General features: G+C 70.1%; 7 protein-coding genes and 1 riboswitch. Of the genes, 6 read left to right on the top strand and 1 reads right to left on the bottom strand.

The window, feature by feature from the left end; all coding sequences use genetic code 11:
* Nucleotides 1-119: 119 nt before the first annotated feature.
* The 6 genes from HMPREF2883_RS12815 to HMPREF2883_RS12790 all read left to right on the top strand — a co-directional run bounded on the left by HMPREF2883_RS12815 (nucleotide 120) and on the right by HMPREF2883_RS12790 (nucleotide 15,616).
* The gene (locus HMPREF2883_RS12815) at nucleotides 120-9,572 is read left to right on the top strand and encodes a type I polyketide synthase (protein WP_081384529.1); all 9,453 of its coding nucleotides are present in this window, start codon (nucleotides 120-122) and stop codon (nucleotides 9,570-9,572) included.
* Nucleotides 9,573-9,709: 137 nt separating this feature from the next.
* Nucleotides 9,710-10,216 (top strand): holo-ACP synthase AcpS, encoded by a 507-nt coding sequence (locus HMPREF2883_RS12810; protein WP_070662990.1) that lies wholly within the window; start codon nucleotides 9,710-9,712, stop codon nucleotides 10,214-10,216.
* A gap of 263 nt (nucleotides 10,217-10,479) precedes the next feature.
* Nucleotides 10,480-11,973 (top strand): sodium/proline symporter PutP, encoded by a 1,494-nt coding sequence (gene putP, locus HMPREF2883_RS12805; RefSeq protein ID WP_070662989.1) that lies wholly within the window; start codon nucleotides 10,480-10,482, stop codon nucleotides 11,971-11,973.
* A 31-nt stretch (nucleotides 11,974-12,004) separates the two neighbouring features.
* Nucleotides 12,005-13,159, top strand: coding sequence for a glycerate kinase (locus tag HMPREF2883_RS12800; protein WP_070662988.1), 1,155 nt, complete (start codon nucleotides 12,005-12,007; stop codon nucleotides 13,157-13,159).
* A gap of 77 nt (nucleotides 13,160-13,236) precedes the next feature.
* A riboswitch (FMN riboswitch) is annotated at nucleotides 13,237-13,387 on the top strand.
* A 182-nt stretch (nucleotides 13,388-13,569) separates the two neighbouring features.
* Nucleotides 13,570-14,517, top strand: a complete 948-nt coding sequence (locus tag HMPREF2883_RS12795; RefSeq protein WP_070662987.1) for an ABC transporter permease — start codon at nucleotides 13,570-13,572, stop codon at nucleotides 14,515-14,517.
* A gap of 52 nt (nucleotides 14,518-14,569) precedes the next feature.
* A complete protein-coding gene (locus tag HMPREF2883_RS12790) occupies nucleotides 14,570-15,616 on the top strand; it encodes an ABC transporter substrate-binding protein (RefSeq protein ID WP_070662986.1) in 1,047 nt (348 codons plus the stop codon).
* 34 nt (nucleotides 15,617-15,650) lie between these two features.
* Here HMPREF2883_RS12790 and HMPREF2883_RS12785 read toward each other — a convergent pair whose 3' ends face one another.
* Nucleotides 15,651-16,304 (bottom strand): MerR family transcriptional regulator, encoded by a 654-nt coding sequence (locus HMPREF2883_RS12785; RefSeq protein ID WP_070662985.1) that lies wholly within the window; start codon nucleotides 16,302-16,304, stop codon nucleotides 15,651-15,653.
* Nucleotides 16,305-16,502: the final 198 nt, after the last annotated feature.

The following is a 16,502-nucleotide window of genomic DNA, read 5'->3' as shown; positions in this document are numbered from 1 at the left end:
CCCACTCGCCGCCGCTTTCACCGCGTTCACCCCGTTCCCCGTCTTCACCTGACCTCAGTTCTGGTAACCGTTCCGAGACCACCGACCACGCCGTCGCAACACCGAAGGACACCACTACCGTGCACACGAACTCGCAAGCCCCCAGCCCCGCGACCACCATCGCTGAGCGCCTGAGCGGAGGCGAGCCCTACATCATCACCTTCGGAGGACAGGCCACCCCCTGGCGCCAGACGCTGGCCGACCTGGTCTCCCTGGACCGCGCCCTGGCCGATGACGTCGTGGCGGTCGACCGGGCCGTGGCCGAGCGCCTGGCCCCCGTGGCCACCGACCTGCTCACCGTGACCCCGCGCGGCTCGAGGCTCCTGGACGACGAGGCCGCTCCGGTCACCCCCCAGCACCGCACCACCGCCGACGGCGCAGACGTCTCCGTGCCAGGCATCCTCATGGCCCAGCACGCCGCCCTGGCCTCCCTACCCGGCGCCGGTATCGACCCGGCCGCCCACGCCCCGGTGAGCGCCATCGGCCACTCCCAGGGCGTCCTGGGCGTCAGTCTCCTCCAGGCCGTGCAGGCCGGCGAGCGCGAGAGCGTCATCGAGGTTCACGCCATCGCCCGCCTCATCGGTGCGGCGGCCACTCGCACCACCCGCCGCCTCGACCTGGGCACCGTGGGGGAGTCCACCCCGATGCTCTCGGTCCGCGGCGTGACCCGCAGCGTGCTCGACGCGGTCCTGGCCCGGGTCCCCGGCTCCGAGCGGATCTCCGTGGGCGTGACCAACGGCCGTCAGGCGCACATCCTCTCGGGGCGCCCAGCCGACCTCGAGAGCGTTGTCACCGCGCTGGAGGCGGCCGCCGCCCGCAGCGCCAAGGCCCGCAAGGACCGCCGTCGCGGTGGCGCCGTGCTGGCCCCGGTCACCGAGTTCCTCACCACCTCGGTTCCCTTCCACACCCCGCTGCTCGCCGGTGCCGTCGACGACGTCGCCGCCTGGGCGGCCACCTGCGGCCTGAACGAGAAGCTCGCCCGCGAGCTGGCCACCGCCGTGCTCATTGACCCGGTCGACTGGCCCGGCCTGGTCACCGGGGCCCTCGCAGCCGGATCGGACGCCCCGGTGCGCACCGTCCTGGACCTGGGACCGGGCAATGTCCTGGTTCGTCTCACCGAGGGCGTCGTGGCCGGTACGGGAACCACCGTCGTGCCCGCGGGGACCGCCAAGGCCATCGACGACCTCGACCGCGCCGGCGCGGCCCCCCGCCCCGGCGTCGACCGCTCCCGCTTCGCCCCGCGCATCACCCGCCTGCCCGACGGCCGTCTCACCCTCGACACCGCCTTCACCCGCCTGACCGGGCGCAGCGCGGTACTCCTGGCGGGAATGACCCCTACCACTGTGGATCCGGCCATCGTGGCGGCCGCCGCCAACGCAGGCTATTGGGCCGAGCTCGCCGGCGGGGGCCAGACCACCCCCGCCGTCCTGACCGAGAACCTTCAGGGCCTGGAGAAGGCGCTCGAGCCCGGGCGCACCGCGGCCTTCAACGCCATGTTCATGGACCGCTACCTGTGGAACCTGCACCTGGGGACCCAGCGGCTGCTGTCCAAGGCCCGCGCCGGGGGCGCCCCCATCGACGGCATCACCATCTCCGCCGGTATCCCCGAGCTCGAGGAGGCCACCGCCCTGCTCGAGCGCCTGCACGCCGAGGGCTTCCCCTACATCGCCTTCAAGCCCGGCACCGTGGACCAGATCCGTCAGGTCCTGGCCATCGCCCGCGCCGTGCCCGACAGCCCCGTCATCATCCAGATCGAGGACGGACACGCCGGTGGCCACCACTCGTGGGAGGACCTGGACACCATGCTCCTGGCCACCTACGACGCCATCCGCGCCGTGGCCAACGTGGTGCTCGTCGTCGGCGGCGGTATCGGTACGCCCACCCGCGCCGCCGACTACCTCACCGGCCGCTGGGCCGAGGCCTACGGTACGGCCGCCGCCCCCGTCGACGGCGTCATGATCGGAACCGCCGCCATGACCTGCCTGGAGGCCAAGACCAACGACGACGTCAAGCAGCTCCTCGTCGACACCCCCGGGATCCCCGAGGACTCCGGGGTCGAGGGCGGCTGGGTCGCCTCCGGGGAGTCCATCGGCGGCATGACCTCCGGGTTGTCCCACCTGCGTGCCGACCTCTACGAGATCGACAACTCCTCGGCCCGGGCCTCCCGCCTCATCCAGGAGCTCGCCGGTGACGAGGCCGCCATGGCCGCACGCCGCCAGGAGATGATCGACGCCCTGGCCAAGACCGCCAAGCCCTACTTCGGCGACGTCGAGGAGATGACCTACCTTCAGTGGGCCACCCGCTACGCCGAACTGTGCGTCGCCCCCCACGAGGGGCGCTGCGCCACCCGCGCCGACTGGGCCGACGAGGGCTGGTACGACCGCTTCATCGACCTGCTGCACCGCATCGAGGCCCGCCTGAGCCCGGCCGACCACGGCGAGATCCCCACGCTCTTCGCCGACTACGACGCCGTCATCGACTCCGACGCCGCCCTGGCCGCCCTGACCGAGCACTACCCGTCGGCCGCCTCCACCCTCGTGGAGCCCGTTGACACCGCCTGGTTCGTCGACCTGTGCCGCAAGCACCCCAAGCCCGTGCCCTTCGTGCCCGTGGTCGACGCCGACATCCTGCGCTGGTGGGGCACCGACTCCCTGTGGCAGTCCCAGGACCCGCGCTACACCGCTGACCAGGTGCGCATCATCCCCGGTCCGGTCGCCGTGGCCGGCATCACCACCATTAACGAGCCGGTCGGCGAGCTGCTGGGCCGCTTCGAGACCGCCGCCGTCGAGGCCCTCCAGGACGCCGGCACCGGCGAGCAGGAGGCCGCCGGCCGTCTGGGCGCCGCCCCCGCCGTGGCCGACGGCGTCCTGGCGTCCCCCGTGGCCGACGCCAAGGAGCTCGTCCAGGTGGCCCCCCACGTCCTGTGGAACGGTCACCTGACGGTCAACCCGGCCACCGTCCTGGGCGACGACGCCTACAACGTCGTCGCCCGCCCGGACGTGGCCGAGGACGCCTACGACCTCGACATCCGCCTCGACACCCACTGGGACGACACTCCCGGCGGAGACAAGATCCACGCCGTGCGCCGCCTCGTGGTGCCGCTGCGCCTGGCCCGCGCCTGGGACGGCGCCGCCCCACTGGTCGACCCCGAGCGCATCAGCGAGACGATGAACGACCTGCTGCGGGCCACCGCAGGCGTGGGGGCCGTGTCCATCACGGGCGATAACGTCGATCACCTGCCTGAGGTCCGCCCCGCACAGGACGGAGCCACGGACGCCCTGGGGCGTCCCGCCACCCAGCCCTTCGGCACCATCCACGGCTCCTTCACGCTGGCCGGCAACCTGGGCCACGACCACGCCTCGGTAACTGCCGACGCCTTGCCCGCGGACCTGTCCGCCGCGCCCTTCGTGCCCGACGCCCTGCTCGGCCCCTGCTGGCCGGTGGTCTACGCCGCCCTGGGCAGCGTCGTCGAGGACGGCATGCCGCTCATCGAGGGCCTGCTCGGCGCCGTCCACCTGGACCACACCATCGACCTGCACCTCACCCTCCACCAGCTCCAGGAGGCCGCGGCCACGACCAGCCCCACGATCAACGTCACCGGCTGGGTCGCCGCGCTGGAGGAGTCCAGTGCCGGCCGTGTCGTCGACGTGCGCCTGGAGCTGACCGACGCCTGCGACGGCACCGTGGTGGCACTCATGCGCGAGCGCTTCGCCATCCGCGGCCGTGCCTCCGGCAACGCCGTGCCCAGCGCCCCCGAGCTCGCCGGCGGCACCGGGCGCAAGACGGCCCCGGCCGCGCGCCGCATTCTGCGCCGCACCACCGTCACCGCGCCCGCGGACATGACGGCCTTCGCCCGGGTCACCGGCGACTTCAACCCGATCCACACCTCCTACAACGCCGCCCGTGTGGCAGGCATGGAGGCCCCGCTCGTCCACGGCATGTGGCTGTCGGCCACCGCCCAGCAGGTGGCGGCCTCCACCGCGGCCGACGGCTCGCGCCACGTCCTAGCCGGCTGGACCTACGTCATGACCGGTCCGGTGGAGCTGAACGACGACGTCGAGATCACCGTGGAGCGCACTGGCCTGGTGGTCGGCGGCGGCTACGTCCTGGAGGTCGTCTGCCGCATCAAAGGCGAGGTCGTCTCCCGCGGCACCGCCGTGACGACGCCCGAGCCCACCGCCTACGTCTACCCCGGTCAGGGCATCCAGGCCCCCGGCATGGGCCTGGACGAGATGAACTCCTCCAAGGCCGCCCGGGAGATCTGGGAGCGGGCCGACGCCCACACCCGCGCCGAGCTGGGCTTCTCCGTCATCAACCTGGTGCGCGACAACCCCACCGAGATGACCGCCCGCGGCGTCACCTACCGCCACCCCGAGGGGCTGCTCAACCTCACCCAGTTCACCCAGGTAGCCCTGGCCACCGTCGCCATGGCGACCACTGCACGCCTGGCCGAGGCCGGCGCCCTCGTGGACAACGCCGCCTTCGCCGGCCACTCCCTGGGCGAGTACACGGCGCTGAGCGCCTACGGGCACGTCATGCCCGTGGAGACGACCATCTCGATCGTCTTCCAGCGCGGCTCCACCATGCACTCGCTGGTGCCGCGCGACGCCGACGGCGCCTCGAACTACCGCATGGGGGCCCTGCGCCCCAACCAGGCGGGTATCAAGGCCGACGAGGTCGAGGCCTACGTGCGCTCGATCTCCCAGGCCACCGGAGAGTTCCTCCAGATCGTCAACCACAACCTGGCCGGCGTTCAGTACGCCGTAGCAGGCACGATCAAGGGCCTGGACGCCCTGGCCGCCGACGCCCGCGCCAAGGCCAAGGCCCGCGGAGGCAAGAACCCCTTCATGTTCGTCCCCGGCATCGACGTGCCCTTCCACTCCGAGGTGCTGCGCCCCGGCGTGCCGGAGTTCCGCACTCGCCTGCTCGAGCTCGTCCCCGAGAACCTGGACGTCGAGCGGCTGGTGGGCCACTACGTGCCCAACCTTGTGGCCCGACCCTTCGCCCTGACCCAGGACTTCGCCCGTTCGATCCTTGAGGTCGTACCCTCCGAGCCCGTTGAGGAGATCCTGGCCAACTGGGACTCCTGGGTGAAGCGCCCCATGGAGCTGGCCCGCGTCCTGCTGGTCGAGCTCCTGGCCTGGCAGTTCGCCTCACCAGTGCGCTGGATCGAGACCCAGGAGGTCCTGCTGTCCTCCCCGAGCGAGGGCGGCCTGGGGATCGAGCACATCGTCGAGGTGGGCCTGGCGGGTTCCCCCACCCTGGCGAACCTGGCCACCAACACCCTGCGTCTGCCCCAGCACGCCGGACGCCACGTCACCGTGCACAACGCTCGCCGCGACGAGGCTCGGGTGCTGGCCACCGACACCGACCCGGCCGTCGAGCTCACCGAGCCGGACTTCGACGTTCCGGCCGCGCAGGAGCCGGCTGCTGAGGCCGAGGCTCCCGCGCAGAGCGCTGCGGCCGAGCAGGCTCCCGCTCCCGCCGCCGAGGCCACCCCCGCTGCGGCGGCTCCAGCCGCAGCCGGACCGGTGGACGACCTGCCCTTCGGTGCGACCGACGCCCTGACGGTGCTCCTGGCCCACGCCTCGCGCATCCGCCCCGAGCAGATCGGCGCCACGGACACCACCGAGACACTCACCAACGGAGTCTCCTCGCGCCGTAACCAGCTCCTCATGGACCTGGGCACCGAGCTCGAGCTCGCCTCCATCGACGGCGCCGCTGACGCCGACATGACGGCCCTGGCCGCCACGGTCGCCAAGGGGGCCCCCGGCTACAAGGCCTTCGGTCCCGTTCTCACCGAGGCCATCCGCGTGGGACTGGGCCGCCTTCTGGGCCCCTCCGGCGTGCGCGCCTCTCGTATCGCTGACCGCGTTACCGGCACCTGGGGTCTGGGGCAGGGGTGGGTCTCCCACGTGACCGCCGCACTGTTCCTGGGCACCCGGGAGGGCTCCTCGATGCGCGGCGAGGACCTGGCCTCCCTGGGCTCCTCGGCCCCGCTGACCAGTGCAAGCGCCGTGGACGCCCTCATCGACTCCGCCGTCCAGGCCGTCGCCGCCGACCACGGTGTGGCCGTCTCCAAGCCGAGTGCTGGCGGCGCCGGAGGCGCAGTGGTCGACTCCGCGGCCCTGGACGCCTTCGCCCAGAGCGTCACCGGCTCCGAGGGCGTCCTGGCCACCACGGCCCGCACCCTCCTGGACGCCCTGGGCCTGGCCGAGAAGGCCACTGTCCCGGCTGACGCCGACGACGAGGCCTCCCGCACCCGGGCCGCCATGGCCGCCCTGGACGCCGAGCTGGGTGCCGGATGGGTCAAGTCCGTCACACCGGCCTTCGTCCCTGAGCGCGCCGTCCTCATCGACGACCGCTGGGCCACGGCCCGTGAGGACGTCGCCCGACTCGGCTCCGGCGAGACCGACCTGGATGCCTTCCGCCGGCTCCTGGCCCCCGAGCGCTTCGTGGGCCTGGGGCAGGCGGTGGCCGACCACGCCACCTGGTGGGCCAGGCAGGTCAAGGCCTCCGACTTGGCCGACGGCGCCGAGCGCGCCGCCGTCCTGACCGCGATCGCCCAGGCCGCGCCGAAGGCTCCCCAGGCCGACGATCCCACGGTGCGCTGGTCCGAGGACGTCGCCGTCGTCACCGGTGTGGCCCCCGGCTCCATCGCCGCGGCCGTCGTCGGAGAGCTGCTGGCCGGTGGCGCCACCGTGGTGGCCACCAGCTCGCGCCTGACCCACGAGCGCCTCGAGTTCGCCACCACCCTGTACCGCGAGCACGCCGCTGCCGGCGCCAAGCTGTGGATGGTTCCCGCGAACCTGTCCTCCTACCGGGACGTCGACGCCCTGGCCGAGTGGATCGGCAACGACCAGGTGGTCACCTCCGGCGGCTCCACCAAGGTGGTCAAGGAGGCCCTGGTTCCCACCCTCCTGTTCCCCTTCGCCGCGCCGCGCGTCTCGGGCACGCTGGCCGACGCCGGCCCCGCGGCCGAGTCCCAGACCCGCCTGCTGCTGTGGTCGGTGGAGCGCACCATTGCCGCTCTGAGCGCCATCGGCACCGACACCCACGTCGACCACCGTCTGCACGTGGTCCTGCCCGGCTCCCCGAACCGGGGCACCTTCGGCGGTGACGGCGCCTACGGCGAGGTCAAGTCCGCTCTGGACGCGATCGTCAACCGCTGGTCGTCGGAGCGGGCCTGGGCCCAGCGCGTCACTTTGGCCCACCCCCGTATCGGCTGGGTCAAGGGCACCGGCCTCATGGGCGGTAACGACCCACTCGTCGCCGCCGTCGAGGCAGCCGGGGTGCGCACCTGGACCACGGAGGAGATCGCCTCCGAGCTCACCGACCTGTGCACCACCGAGGTGCGTACCCGGGCGGCCCAGGCCCCGGTGAACGCTGACCTCACGGGGGGACTGGGTGACGACATCGACCTGGTGGCCCTGCGTGAGAACGCCGCTGCTCAGGGCGCCGAGCCCACCGAGGAGACAGAGGCCCCGGCCGTCATCAAGGCCCTGCCCACCCCGGTGGTCCCGACTCAGCCCACCGCCCCCCAGTGGGGCGAGGTGAGCGCCGACCTCGACGACCTGGTCGTCATCATCTCCACCGGAGAGGTTTCCACCTGGGGATCGGGTCGTACGCGCCGCGAGGCCGAGCTGGGTATGAGCAGCGGGGAGGACGTTGACCTGACCGCCGCCGGGGTCCTCGAGCTCGCCTGGGGCATGGGGCTGCTCACCTGGCAGGACAGCCCCAAGGCCGGCTGGTACGACACCGACGGGGAGATGGTCGAGGAGTCCGACATCCTGGAGCGCTACCGCGACGAGGTCGTGGCCCGCTGCGGTATCCGCCAGTTCGTCGACGACGGCGTCATCGCGCCGATCGCCGATGAGGAGGTCATCGTCTACCTCGACCGCGACATCACCCTGTCGGTTCCCGACGAGGCCACGGCCCGCACCATTGAGGCCTCCGACCCCGAGCACACGCTCGTGGTCCCCGACGCCGAGACCGGCGAGTGGACCGTCACCCGCCTGGCCGGCTCACTGGCCCGGGTGCCGCGCCGCGCCGCGCTGTCGCGCACGGTTGGCGGCCAGTTCCCGCGCGACTTCGACCCGGAGCGCTGGGGCATCCCTGCCTCGATGACCCAGGGTATGGACCCGATCGCCTCCTGGAACCTGGTCACCACCGTTGACGCCTTCCTGTCGGCCGGTTTCACCCCGGCCGAGCTCCTCAAGGCCGTCCACCCCTCCGACGTGGCCTCCACGCAGGGCACCGGGTTCGGCGGCATGGAGTCGATGCGCAAGATGTTCGTCGGCCGGTTCCTGGGGGAGGAGCGTCCCAGTGACATCCTCCAGGAGGCCCTGCCCAATGTTGTGGCCGCCCACGTCATGCAGTCCTACATCGGCGGCTACGGTGCCATGGTCCAGCCGGTGAGCGCCTGCGCCACCGCGGCCGTCTCCATCGAGGAGGGCTGGGACAAGATCGCCCTGGGCAAGGCCGACGTCGTCGTGGCCGGCGCCATCGACGACATCTCGATCGAGTCGGTCGTCGGCTTCGGCAACATGAACGCCACCGCGGAGGCCGCGGCCATGCGCGCCAAGGGCATCTCCGACCGCCACTTCTCGCGCGCCAACGACCGCCGCCGCGGCGGATTCGTGGAGGCCGAGGGCGGCGGCACGGTGATCCTGGCCCGTGGCTCGGTGGCGGCCCGGATGGGGCTGCCGGTGGCCGGCGTGATCGGTTTCGTCTCCTCCTACGCCGACGGCGCCCACACCTCGATCCCGGCCCCCGGCCTGGGCGCCCTGGGCGCCGGCCGCGGCGGGCGCAGCTCGCGCCTGGCCAAGGCCCTGGCAGCCCTGGGTGTGGAGGCTGACGACATCGCGCTGGTCTCCAAGCACGACACCTCGACCGGTGCCAACGACCCCAACGAGTCCGAGCTGCACACGCGTCTGGCGCGCGCACTGGGACGCTCCGAGGGCAACTCGCTGGTGGCGGTCTCGCAGAAGACCATCACCGGTCACGCCAAGGGCGGCGCCGCCGTCTTCCAGGTTGCGGGCCTGACCGAGATCCTCACCTCCGGTGTGGCTCCCGGCAACGCCTCCCTGGATGTCGTCGACGCCCCGCTGGCCAAGGACGCCTTCTGGGTGTGGCCGCGCAGGCCCATCCGTCTGGCCGGCCGCGGCGGTCAGGACGGGCGGGTCCCCGGTGCCGGCCCGGTGCGAGCCGGCCTGCTGACCTCGCTGGGCTTCGGACACGTCTCCGGTCTCATCGCGATCGTCCACCCCGGCGCCTTCGAGGCCGCCCTGCGTCAGGCCGAGGGCCAGGAGGCGGTTGACGCCTGGCTGGCCTCCGCCAACGCCCGCCTGGCCGCCGGGACCAGGCGCCGCCGCGCAGGCATGATCGGCCGGGCCCCGCTGTTCGAGCAGGTTCAGAGCCGGCGCCTGGGGGAGGAGTCCAAGCAGCGCGACCCGCATGAGGTCGAAGCCGCCATGCTGCTCGACCCCGACGCTCGCCTGGGCTCCGACGGCGTCTACCACACCGGCGAGTAAGCTCATCACGATAGCGGACAGGGCCGGTTCTACAGACGATGGATACCGTCTGTAGAACCGGCCCTGTTTGGTCCATATGGAATTGTCGAAGGAATTGCGTCAATGATTCGTAAGTTTTACTTCATGAGTACTCCGTCATGACTGAGCCGCAGCTTCCGGACACGCCGCAGCCTTCCCCCGGTTCCACCGTTCTGGCAGTGGGCACGGACCTGGTGCACATTCCGGGTTTCTCCGCCCAGCTCGAGCAGCCCGGCACCGTCTTCGCACAACGAGCCTTCACTGCGCGCGAGCTCAGAGAGGCCCACAACCGCTCGCAGGACAGGGGGACGAGTCCGGCCCAGCATCTGGCCGCACGCTGGGCGGCCAAGGAGTCCTTCATCAAGGCCTGGAGCCAGGCACACGTTCTGTGCGCAAATAGTCGCGGAACGAGTAGTTCTCCGGTTATCCTGGTCGAGGACGTCGACTGGCGTGAGATCGAGGTGGTCACCGATCGGTGGGGCCGCCCTTCCTTACGCCTGAGCGGCACCGTTGCCCGTGCTGTTGAACGCAGTCTCGGAGAGGAGGTATCAACCCCAGGGTGTTGGCCGGTTTCCATGAGCCATGACGGTGATTATGCCGCGGCCATCGTCCTTCACGTGCGTTGAGTCGTGCCCACGCAGAAGGAACGATGAAGAAGTCTCAACCATGATCAAGTGAGCGGTCACTGCCGCCCGTCATGTCATGTAACGTGCGGATTTCCACATCATCCGCAGTGCTTGTCTGCCACTCATGGTCGCGCCATCAGGAACATCAACGACGAGCCGCGACATACCGCGCACGCCGATCCGGATCCCTCGAGAGGCTCCACGAGCCCTTTCTCCAACGGCGACAGCGGTGTGTCTCCCCTCTGACTGACGTGAGGATATTGATGACTGCCACTACCTATCAAGCCATCGCGATGATCGTCTATTTCGTGGCCATGCTCGCCATCGGGGGCTGGGCCTATCTGCGAACGGACAACTTCGACGACTACATGCTCGCCGACCGCGACCTCAATCCCTGGGTGGCGGCACTGTCGGCGGGAGCCTCCGACATGTCGGGGTGGCTGCTGATGGGACTGCCGGGGGCCCTGTATGTCAGCGGCCTGGTCGAGGGGTGGATCGCTGTCGGACTGACGGCCGGGGCTCTGGCGAACTGGCTGCTGGTGGCTCCTCGCCTGCGCGCTTACACCGAGGTCGCCAACAACTCCATCACGGTCCCCAGCTTCCTGGACAACCGGCTCCACGACACGCACCGGTTGCTGCGGTGGTCCAGCGGCCTCATCATTCTGGTCTACTTCACCTTCTACGTCTCCTCCGGCATGGTCGCCGGCGGCCGTTTCTTCGAGTCCTCCTTCGGCATGGACTACCACCTCGGCATGGTCATCGTCGCCGCCATCACCGTGGTCTACACGCTGATCGGCGGCTTCCTGGCCGTGTCCTACACCGACTTCGTCCAGGGAGTCATGATGGTGGCCGCCCTGGTCATGGTTCCCGTCGCAGGGGTCATTCGACTCGGGGGAGTGTCCAACCTGATGAAGGCCGTCTCCGAGGTTGACGCCCACTACTGGGTCGTCTGGGGGCCGACGACGACGCTGCTCGGCGTCATCTCGGCACTGGCCTGGGGCCTGGGCTACTTCGGACAGCCGCACATCATCGTCCGGTTCATGGCCATCCGCAGTCCCAGGGAGGCCGTGGCCGGCGGCACCATCGGAATCGGCTGGATGCTCTTCGCGGTGCTCGGTGCTGCCGGCACCGCCGTCGTGGGCGTAGCCACGTACCACCACGACAAGAAGCAGCTGGCCGACCCGGAGACCGTCTTCATCACCCTGGGCAAGCTGCTCTTCCACCCGTTGGTCGCAGGATTCATGCTGGCAGCCATTCTTGCCGCCATCATGTCGACGATCTCCTCCCAGCTGCTCGTCACCTCCTCGGCGCTCATTGAGGACCTGTACGGCTCCTTCGCCCGAACCCGAGAGGACAAGATCAGTGGCAACCGCATGGTGCTCTACTCGCGCATGGCGGTATTCGCCATCGCCCTGGTCGCCGCGATCATGGCCTGGAATGACAGTAAAACGATCCTCGCGCTCGTGGCCTTCGCCTGGGCCGGCTTCGGCGCCTCCTTCGGCCCCACCATTCTGCTGTCGCTGTACTGGAAGCGCTTGAGCGTCATGGGTGCCTTCGCGGGAATGATCACCGGGGCCGTCGTCGTCATGATCTGGGGGAACGTCTCCGGCGGTCCGGGCGGCATCTTCGACCTCTATGAGATCGTGCCCGGATTCCTGAGCAACCTGGCCGTGGCCTGGGCCGTGTCCCGCACGAGTCAGCCCTCGAAGGAGATCTCCGAGGAGTTCGACGCCGCTGTCACCGCCTCGCGGGCATAGCCGGCCTGGGCAGTCGGACAGTACCGCATCCATGAGGATCGTCATCGCACCCGACTCCTTCAAGGAGTCCATGACCGCCGTGCAGGCCGCTCGGGCCATGGCGGTCGGGGTGCGCGACGCCCTGCCCACCACATGCGTGGTCGATCAGGTCCCCGTCTCCGACGGCGGAGAGGGTTTCGCCGAGGCCGTCACGGCCGCCTGGGGCGCCTCGTGGCAGGAGGTGACCACGGTTGACGCCCTGGGCCGGCCCCGGATGGCGGGCTTCGGACTCGACGGCGATCGGGCCGTTGTCGACCTGGCCTCCAGCGTGGGGCTGGAGCACATCGCGCCGGGAGAGCGGGACGTCATGCATTCCTCGACCGCAGGGCTCGGCCATGTCATCACTGCCGCGGTCGACGTCGGCGCCCGCTCACTGCTCATCGGTCTGGGTGGGTCGGCCTCCAACGACCTGGGCCTGGGGATGCTCGTGGCGCTGGGCGCCCGCTGCCTGGACGAGAGGGGAGGTGAGGTGGAACCGGTACCCGCCGAGTTCTCCCGCATCCGGCGGATCGAGGTCGGGCCGGCTCGCCGTCGCCTCGAGGGCGTGAGCATCACGGTGGCCGGTGACGTGACGAATCCACTCACGGGTCCCCACGGCGCGGCAGCCGTCTTCGGACCGCAGAAGGGACTGCTCGGGCCTGCGATCACGTGGGTTGATGGCGAGGTGACGCGCCTGGCCGCAGTCCTCGGCCTGAGCCACTGGGCCTGCCGCCCGGGCACCGGGGCGGCAGGCGGCACCGCCTTTGCCCTGGCAGCTGTTCTCGGGGCGGAGCTTGCCACCGGCATTGATCACCTGGCTCGCGTCGTCGGACTGCGTGAGCGGCTGGAAGAGGCCGACCTGCTGCTGACAGGGGAGGGGACCGTTGATGGGCAGTCCTTAAATGGCAAGGCGGTCAGCGGAGTGCTCCGCCTGGCCTGCGAGTACGGGGTGCCCTCCATCGTCTTCGCCGGACGGGTCGGGATCGATGCCGCGGCACAACAGCGTCTGAGTGATCTGGGAGCCCAGCGCATCATCCAGATCTCCGATCCTTCCGAGGCACTGGAGACGTCTCTTAGACGGGGCCCGGAACATCTGCGCCGGGCGGTTGCGGACGCTGTGGGTCACTGTTCCGCTGATGGTGACCAGCTCGAGCCTCGCTCTGAATGACATCCCGCGAGCACGCTCAGCCATGAAGAGGTCCCGGGTACCGTCGTGGGACGGTTGCGTTGTATCCTTACCAACAGCAACGTGCTCCGGGGTCGGTGAAAGTCCGAACCGGCGGTCACAGTCCGCGACCCGCTCGCACCACACCCGCCTGAAGCGGCTATGGATGCGACGGCTGAGCCGGTGGAACTCCGGCACCGACGGTGAAAGTCCGGAGGGGAGGATGCGCGTGGCGCTCGGCGGGGAGACCCGCAGCTCGAGACGGTGTCCCGAGCTCACGGACAGCTGTGAGCTCGCCGGGTGGTGAACCGAGCGGGCGCCCAGCACGTGTGTGCGCCGACCGACGGTGCACAGGCGGACCCCGGTGCAGCCGGGAGCGCCCGTTCCCGGAACGTCCCGGGAAGGACACCACCGTGTACAGCCCCAGCCCCATCGGCAAGGCCGCACGCCCCCACGCTTCCCCCGCCGAGCCGCCCAGTGACGTTCCTGAGCCGTCGACATCCTCGGCCTCGTCGATGACCTCCCTGTCAGAGTCGTTCTCAGAGTCGCCGTCCAGGCCTTCGGCTCGTCGCCGACGTCGCATCCGCGCTGCTGAGCGGAGCGGGCCGTTTCCCGCCGTCGTCCTGGGAGCGGCACTGCTCATCATCTGGCAGCTCGTCGCCGGCTCGGGGGCCGTCCCCGAGATCTTCCTGCCCAGCCCCTGGGCGGTCGTCACCCGCCTGTGGCTGAACCTCACTCAGGCCGGGCTGGGATGGAGAGCGTGGATCACGCTGCGTGAGGCTCTCCTCGGCTGTCTCCTGGCCGCCGTGTTCGCTCTGCCCCTGGCCTGGGCCCTGTACCGCTGGCGGCTGTTCTCCCGAACCGTCCTGCCCTATGTCGCTGCAAGTCAGGCGGTTCCCGGCATCGCCGTCGCGCCCCTCATGGTGCTGTGGATCGGTTACGGAACTCTTCCCATCGTGGTCCTGTGCGCCTTCATGGTCTTCTTCCCCATCACCATCACGGTGCTCCTGGGGCTGCGCGGCCTGGACGCCGACGTCATGGACGCCGCCCGGCTCGACGGCGCTCATGGCTTGAGCATGCTCATCCACATGGAGCTTCCGATGGCCTTGCCGGCGATCTACACCGGGTTGCGCACCGGTTTCACCCTGTCAGTCACCGGTGCGGTCGTCGGCGAGCTCATCATGGGCGGCGAGGGCCTGGGGACAGTGCTCTCCACGCAGCAGAGCCGGGGCGACACGACCGGCGTATTCGCCACGATCACGCTCCTGTGCGTGCTGGCCACAACCATCCACTGGGTGCTCCATGAGCTCGAGCGACGCAGCCGCACCGTGGACGCCCTACGAGGCCGACGCGCCACCTGAGCCCTGCGCGGCCTCCGCTTCTCACCCCTCCGACACAAGGAAACTCCTCATCATGGCTGTCTCTCACCTCGTCGTCTCCCAGTCACTCCTCTCGCGCCGCCGGCTGCTGGCAGGAGGCCTGGCGCTCACCGGCGCCGGAGCACTTGCCGCCTGCTCCTCGGGGACCGCCAGCCGCGCGGCGTCGGCCTCGGCGGCCGGAGGCGCACTGACAATCGGCCTGACCTACACGCCGAACATCCAGTTCGCCCCCTTCTACATGGCTAAGAATGACGGGACATACGCCACGAACGTGACGCTGCACCACCACGGGGCGCAGGACGGTCTCTTCGACGCCCTCCAGAGCGGCCATGAGCAGCTCGTCGTCGCTGGCGCCGACGAGGCGGTGGTGGCCACCTCCAACGGCTCCGACCTCGTCGTCGTGGGCGGCTACTACCAGTCCTACCCGGCCTGCCTCATCGTCCCGGAGAGCTCGCCGATCAAGGCTCCCGCGGACCTCAAGGGCAAGACCGTCGGCACTCCAGGCCGCAAGGGTGAGACCTGGTACGCCCTCCAGCTGGCCATGTCCACGGCCTCCCTGACCGAGTCCGACCTGACGATCCAGGACATCGGCTACACCCAGCAGGCTGCGCTCGTCGGCGGCAAGGTCGACGCCGTCGTCGGCTTCTCCAACAACGACGCGATCCAGATCCGCCAGGCCGGCACCCCCGTGCGTACCATCCAGGTCGCCGACCGGATCCCCCTCGTAGGCGTCTCGCTGGTGACGACCCGATCCCTGCTGGACTCCCGTCGCCAGGACCTCGAGACCGTCGTCAAGGCCTCGATCAAAGGCATGACCGCCTTCGTCAAGGACCCCGACGCGGCGGTCGAGGCCACCAAGGAACACATGGACGACCTCAAGGTGGATCAGACGCAGGCGAAGCGCGCCCGCGAGGTCGCCGTGGCCACGGGCAAGCTGGTCAGCGGCGACGGCAGCCACCCCATTGGTTCGGTGCGGGTAGACGACGTCGCCGCCATGATCGAGTTCCTCACCTCCCACAAGCTCCTGGGCGACAAGAAGACGCCCAAGGCCGTCGAGGTGTGCGTTCCCCTAGGGCAGTAAGTACACGGGTGTCAGGGGCGCGCCGGTCGCGTCGTCATTCCTCCGGCGGGGAGTCCGGTGTCGGATCCTGCTCGCCGTCGTGGTGCTCGTAGTGAGCCATGCCCAGCTCGCGGTGCGCGATGCGCCGTAGCGCAAGGAGTACCGGCTCGTAGACCACGGTCCCTAGGACCGCCTGCCTCACCGAGTCCTCGCGCGACTGCCAAGGGACACGCTCGATATCGGCGCGCGCAGTCCGCCGCGCGGCCTCGACGTAAACGGCCAGCTGCTCCGAGCTCATGGCCATACCGATCTCCTCAGCGAAAGCCAGGGCCACGTCGAGGTGCCTGACCGCAGGATGCTCGGGGGAGCAGGGCAGGCCGAACTGCTCCAGTACCACACGCGCCTTGCCCGCCCTCGACTCCTCGTGCTGGTGAGGGGCTGGGATCGCCTCGGTCGCGAACTTCATCGCCTCCCACGGCTCCTGATCCGGTTGATTGATCACGTCGATGACATCACGCACCTGATCAATGGATGCACCTAGGACGTGCATGAGTCCCCGAATGAGGCGCAACCTCTCCAGGTGCTGAGTCCCGTAGTCAGACTGCCGCGCGTTAACGGGCGTACCGGCGGGTAGGAGGCCTTCGCGGATGTAGTACTTGATCGTCGCCACCGGGGTCCCGGACTCCTTGGCGAGCTCCGAGATACGCATGGTCCTCCTTCTTCAGCGGCGTCGCCGGGCCGTCGTGCGATGTCGCCCTGGTCCGAGCATACGAGCGCACACGGCCCCCGAGGCTCACGCGCGCCGATACCAAGGTTCGAAGGGAAACAGCTCAACCCCCTGAGACGGCAGAACGGCGGCAATGTCTCGCGTGACCTAGATGATTGATTCCAAGGGGTGTGGGTCGGT

The organism is Actinomyces sp. HMSC075C01, from assembly GCF_001812965.1.
In the GTDB taxonomy this organism is placed as follows: Bacteria; Actinomycetota; Actinomycetes; order Actinomycetales; family Actinomycetaceae; genus Actinomyces; species Actinomyces acetigenes.
Note: the sequence above shows the minus strand (reverse complement) of the source record. Positions and strands in the feature narration are given on the sequence as shown.